This is a genomic window from Allobosea sp. 05T422_2 (genome assembly GCF_056396265.1).
Window position 1 is genome coordinate 1 of record NZ_JBFTLD010000383.1, and the last position, 4,858, is coordinate 4,858.

General features: G+C 64.7%; 5 protein-coding genes. 2 read left to right on the plus strand and 3 right to left on the minus strand.

What is annotated here, in order from left to right; all coding sequences use genetic code 11:
- From AC1DJT_RS34520 to AC1DJT_RS34530, 3 genes are all read right to left on the minus strand, one after another.
- Nucleotides 1–733 (minus strand): glycerol-3-phosphate dehydrogenase (locus AC1DJT_RS34520; protein WP_476835850.1); only part of this gene is annotated, 733 nt, incomplete at its 3' end.
- Nucleotides 734–871: 138 nt separating this feature from the next.
- Entirely contained in the window at nt 872–1,648 is a 777-nt protein-coding gene (locus AC1DJT_RS34525; RefSeq protein ID WP_441507082.1) for a DeoR/GlpR family DNA-binding transcription regulator, read from the minus strand.
- Nucleotides 1,649–1,895: 247 nt separating this feature from the next.
- Entirely contained in the window at nt 1,896–3,161 is a 1,266-nt protein-coding gene (locus AC1DJT_RS34530; RefSeq protein ID WP_441507083.1) for an NAD(P)/FAD-dependent oxidoreductase, read from the minus strand.
- Nucleotides 3,162–3,314: 153 nt separating this feature from the next.
- Between AC1DJT_RS34530 and AC1DJT_RS34535 the strand changes: the two genes are divergently transcribed.
- Complete coding sequence (locus tag AC1DJT_RS34535) at nt 3,315–4,193, plus strand: MurR/RpiR family transcriptional regulator (protein ID WP_476835851.1); 879 nt, start codon at nt 3,315–3,317, stop codon at nt 4,191–4,193.
- A 41-nt stretch (nt 4,194–4,234) separates the two neighbouring features.
- Nucleotides 4,235–4,858, plus strand: a 624-nt coding sequence (locus AC1DJT_RS34540) for an ABC transporter substrate-binding protein (RefSeq protein WP_476835852.1), incomplete at its 3' end; no start/stop codon positions are given.

Below are 4,858 nucleotides of genomic sequence, written 5' to 3' on the forward strand. Positions count from 1 at the left end.
CCACGATATGGCTGCCCTGGACCATGCGCACGGCGGCCTGCGTGTTCGAGCGGACGATCCCGTTCAGCACCTGCCCGACCCAGGGCCCGGCCGCATTCACCAGGGCCTTGGCGCGGACGCTGTTGCGCACGCCGTCCCGCACGGTCGTGATTCGCCAGGCGTCACCCTCGCGCTCGGCATGGAGCACCTTCGTGCKGGTGTGGATGTCCGCGCCGCGCGCTGCCGCGTCGGCTGCGTTCAGCACGACGAGCCGCGAATCCTCGACCCAGCAATCCGAGTACTCGAAGGCTTTCACCAGCTCCGGCTTCAGCGGCTCGCCCTGCGGGGCGTGCCGGAGGTCGATAGTGCTGGTCGGCGGCAGGAGCTTTCTGCCGCCGATATGGTCATAGAGGAAGAGACCAAGCCGCAGCAGCCAGGCCGGGCGCAGGCCCTTGTGATGCGGCAGCACGAACCGCAGCGGCCGGATGATGTGCGGCGCAAGCTGCCAGAGCACCTCCCGCTCCATCAGCGCCTCGCGCACCAGCCGGAACTCGTAATGCTCGAGATAGCGCAGACCACCATGGATCAGCTTGGTCGAGGCCGAGGAGGTCGCGCTGGCGAGGTCGCTCTGTTCGAACAGGATGACGGAGGCGCCGCGGCCGGATGCGTCGCGCGCGATGCCGCAGCCATTCACACCACCGCCGATGATCGCGAGATCATATGGCTGGGCGGCAATCTCGGGAACGGCGGTCACGGCGTCTCTCCGGCTGGCGGGTGATAGTTTCAGGTTTGATTTCGTTTTGATGATGATTTTTGAATAGGTGAACCTAAAAGCGAAAGCAATGGCTCGGCCAGCACGGCGCGTTCGCCCGAATAGGGGGCGAGTTGCGGCTCAATCCCGGCGGCCGACTTCGACGAGTTGGACGGCCTCACCTTTGCATAGGGTTCGCAACGCGGGCGAGGGCAGTTCGTCGGTGACGAAGACATCGACCTCGGAAAGGTGCCCGATGCGGATCGGGGCCGCCCGCTCCAGTTTCAGCCGGTCGGCAACCAGCATCACCCGCCGTGCATTATCGATGATCGCGCGCGAGATCTTGACCTCACGGAAGTCGAAATCGAGCAGCGCACCGTCCTCGTCGATGGCCGAGGCCCCGATCACGGCATAATCGACCTTGAACTGGCTGATGAACTCGGCCGTGCTCGAGCCGATCAACCCGCCATCCGTGCGCCGGACCGGCCCGCCGGCCAACACTACGTCGATCCTGGGCTGCCGGTACAGCAGCGTCGCGACATTCAGGTTGTTGGTGATGACCATCAGGTCCTCATGTTGCATCAAGGCGCGCGCGACCTCCTCGGTCGTGGTGCCGATATTGATGAAGAGCGAGGCGTTGTTGGGAATCAGCCGGGCGGCCGCTTCGCCGATGGCGCGCTTTTCGGCCTGCGCAATGAAGCGGCGGGCCTCGTAGGCGACGTTCTCGACCCCCGAAGCGATGACGGCGCCGCCATGGATGCGGGTCATCAGCCTGCGGTCACACAGCTCGTTGAGGTCCTTGCGAATCGTCTGGGGGCTCACATCGAAGCGAGCGGCCAGCTCGTCGACGCCGACCTTTCCCTGCAATCGCGCCGTGGCCAGAATCTCGGCCTGCCGAGGGGTGCTGAGCTGATCCATGAGCCTGTCACTGCAAGTGTGATTGCGATTAGCTTTCAGTTTGCAACAAAATCACGCAAAATGTGAATGTCTGATTACGCTGCGCCAGACTCGCCCCGCCGGATCAGCGAGTCTTGAGGGAGCCCCGGAGCTGTCATGCATCAGGACGCCGATGCTGGCGCCGGAGTAGGTGCCATTTCGCGGCCGCTCCAGGCGCTGCTGGCCGCCCCATGATCGCAGCGCAACCGAGCAAGCCTCGGATCCCTATTCAGCCACGTTGGGTGAAGCGCTCGGCGGCGTAGGGGCGCGGATCGGTGAACGGCTCTTCGCCGGTCATCATTTCTCCTAGCAGGCGACCGGTGACGGGCCCGAGCGTAAAGCCGTGATGCGCGTGGCCGAAGGTGAACCAGAGCCCGTCATGCCGTGGCGCCTTGCCGATGATCGGCTTCATGTCGGGCAGGCACGGACGTGCCCCGCGCCAGGGTGCGGGATCCACCGCCTTGCCGAGCGGGAAGATGCGCCGTGCGATCTGCTCCGCCTGCTTCATCTGCCGCGTGTCGGATGGGGCGTCACGGGCCGCGAGTTCGATGCCTGTGGTCAGGCGGATGCCGCGCATCATCGGCGACAGCACGAAACCGGCCTCGGCATCGCAGATCGGGTGGTTCAGCACAGCATTGCCCTGCGCCTCGTAATGCATGTGGTACCCGCGCTTGTAGGCGAGCGGGAAACGGTAGCCGAAACGCCGACAGAGATCGTCCGACCAGGGGCCGAGCGCGATGACGGCCGCTTCGGCGCGATACTGCGCACGCGGTGTCGTAATCGCCCAGGCCGCGCCGTTCTGTTCCAGGCCCTTCGCATCGCCGGTGACGAGCTCGCCGCCACGCGCCGTAAAGAGCTTCGCATAGGCGCGGGTCACGGCGCCGGGATCGCTGACGGTGACCGGATCGCGCCAGTGCAGTGCGCCGGCGATATCGCCCTGCAGGGCCGGCTCCCGGCGATTGAGCGCCTGTCTGTCGAGGACGTCATAGGACAGTTGGAACGGACCAAGCTCGGCCGCGCCTTCGGCTGCACGTTCGAAGCTGCGCGCTGACCGGTAATACTCGATCCAGCCTTCGCGACGCATCAGCGGCTCGACCTCGGCCGGCCCCGCGAAATGCTCATGCTCGCCGATGCAGCGCTCGATCAGCGGCAGCATCTCCCGGGCGGCGCGGTTCAATCGCTCGCTTGCCGAGTGCCACCAGTACCGGGCGAGCCAGGGCAGGATCTGCGCCAGGAAATCCGGCTGATAGCGGACCGCGACCGAGCGGTTCGAGGCATAGGCCAGGATCGTGGAGAGGTCCCGCGGGAAGGCATAGGGAATCACCGAGGAACGCTCGATCAGGCCGGCATTGCCGTGGCTGGTTTCGGCGCCGGGCAAGCCCTTGTCGATCAGCGTCACCGCACGACCACGAGCCTGCAGATGCAGCGCCACGCTGACTCCGACGATGCCCGCGCCCAGCACGATGACGTCGGATTGCTTGATCGTTTGGCCCATCGCTCMTCGGCGGCATCACTCGCGTCGCGCTCGACCCAAAGGCCGGGCGACCCGTTCGAGAAGCCTCATTTTTCAGAGATATGCAAGAAAAGAAAAATCGTTTGACACTATGAAAGAAAAATTTCTTGATTGCGCCATCAACCGGGCAAACCCATGACCCAGACGCTGCGCCAGAGACTGCAGGCTTGCCTTGAAGACGGCTCCAAGGCCGACAAGGCGCTCGCGAGCTACATGCTGGCGCGCCTGAACAGCGTGCCGTTCGAAACAGCTGGGAGCCTGGCCGAAAAGGTCGAGGTCAGCGAGCCGACGGTTGGGCGCTTCTGCCGTTCGCTCGGCTACAAGAGCTTCAAGKATCTCAAGGAACAGCTCAGACAGGATATCGGCGACCGGCCCTGGCTGATCAGCGACCGGTTGCGCGATTTCCAGCAGCGCAGCCTGGCCGGCGAGGATCAGCTCGCCCGCGGCCTGCAGCTCGAGATCTCCGGCCTGGTGGCCATCTACGAGCTGGCCCAGACGGATGAATGGAAGCGGGTCGCCAGGCGGCTTGCCGCGGCTTCGGCCGTCTATGTCACGGGCTTCCAGACGGAGCGGGGCCTCGCCCAGTATCTCGCCAACCAGCTCCAGTACCTACGCGAGGGCGTCCATCTCATCGATCTTGCAGGCGGCAATTTCGCCGAGCTGCTGCTTTCGGGCGGACCGTCGCCCTGTCTCGTGATCTTCGAGGCCCGCCGCTACTCGCGCATGGCCAAGCTGCTGGCCCGCGAAGCCAAGCAGGCCGGCATCCGGACCACGCTCGTGACCGACGCGTTCTGCGACTGGGGCCGGGACCTCGTCGACGAGGTTCTCGTGGTTTCGACCGAGTTCAACCAGTTCTGGGACTCGACCGCGCAGATGGCGAGCCTCGGCAGCCTCCTGGTCAACAGCGTCTTCATCGAACTCGGCCCGTCCGTCGAGGAGCGCCTGAACAGGATGGCGACGCTCTACAGCCGATTCACGGGGCATGTGGGGGATGGTTCAGGCCCCGTCGAGTGAACGAAGACCCAACATCAATCAAAAAAGAGGGGAATGGCGTCATGACGAAGATGAAGGTGAGCGGAGCTGCCTTGGCTCTCGCGCTGGCCGGGACGGCGATCTCGGGAGCGTTGTCGGCTGTCGTCGCGCAGGAAGCGACCTTCGTGCTGACGGCACGCTGGGTCGGCGCGCCGACCTACAATCCGATCAAGGCGACGAAGCTGAACACGGCGACGACGCTGATCTATGACCGGCTGGTCCTTCAGGATGCCGACCAGAGCTTCCACGGTCAGCTTGCGACGTCGTGGGAGACTTCGGCCGACGGCAAGCAATGGACCTTCAAGCTCAAGCCCGGCGTGAAGTTCCACAATGGCGAGCCCTTCAACGCCAAGACGATCGAATGGTGGGTGCCGCAGTTCAAGGGCACCGAGAACGCCTTCACCGTCGAGGCGATCGAGCGCGTCGAGGTCATCGACGACCTCACCGTGCGCTTCCACATGAAGAACCCTGACCCGAACCTGCTCTCGAACCTCGCGAGCTCGTTCATGTGCATTCCCGAGCCGAAATCCTATCAGGCGCTCGGCGACAAGTTCGGCGTCAGCGAGGCCGTCGGCACCGGCCCCTACAAGCTGCAGCAGTTCACGGTCGGCCAGCAGACCGTGCTGGTCCGCAATGACGACTATGCC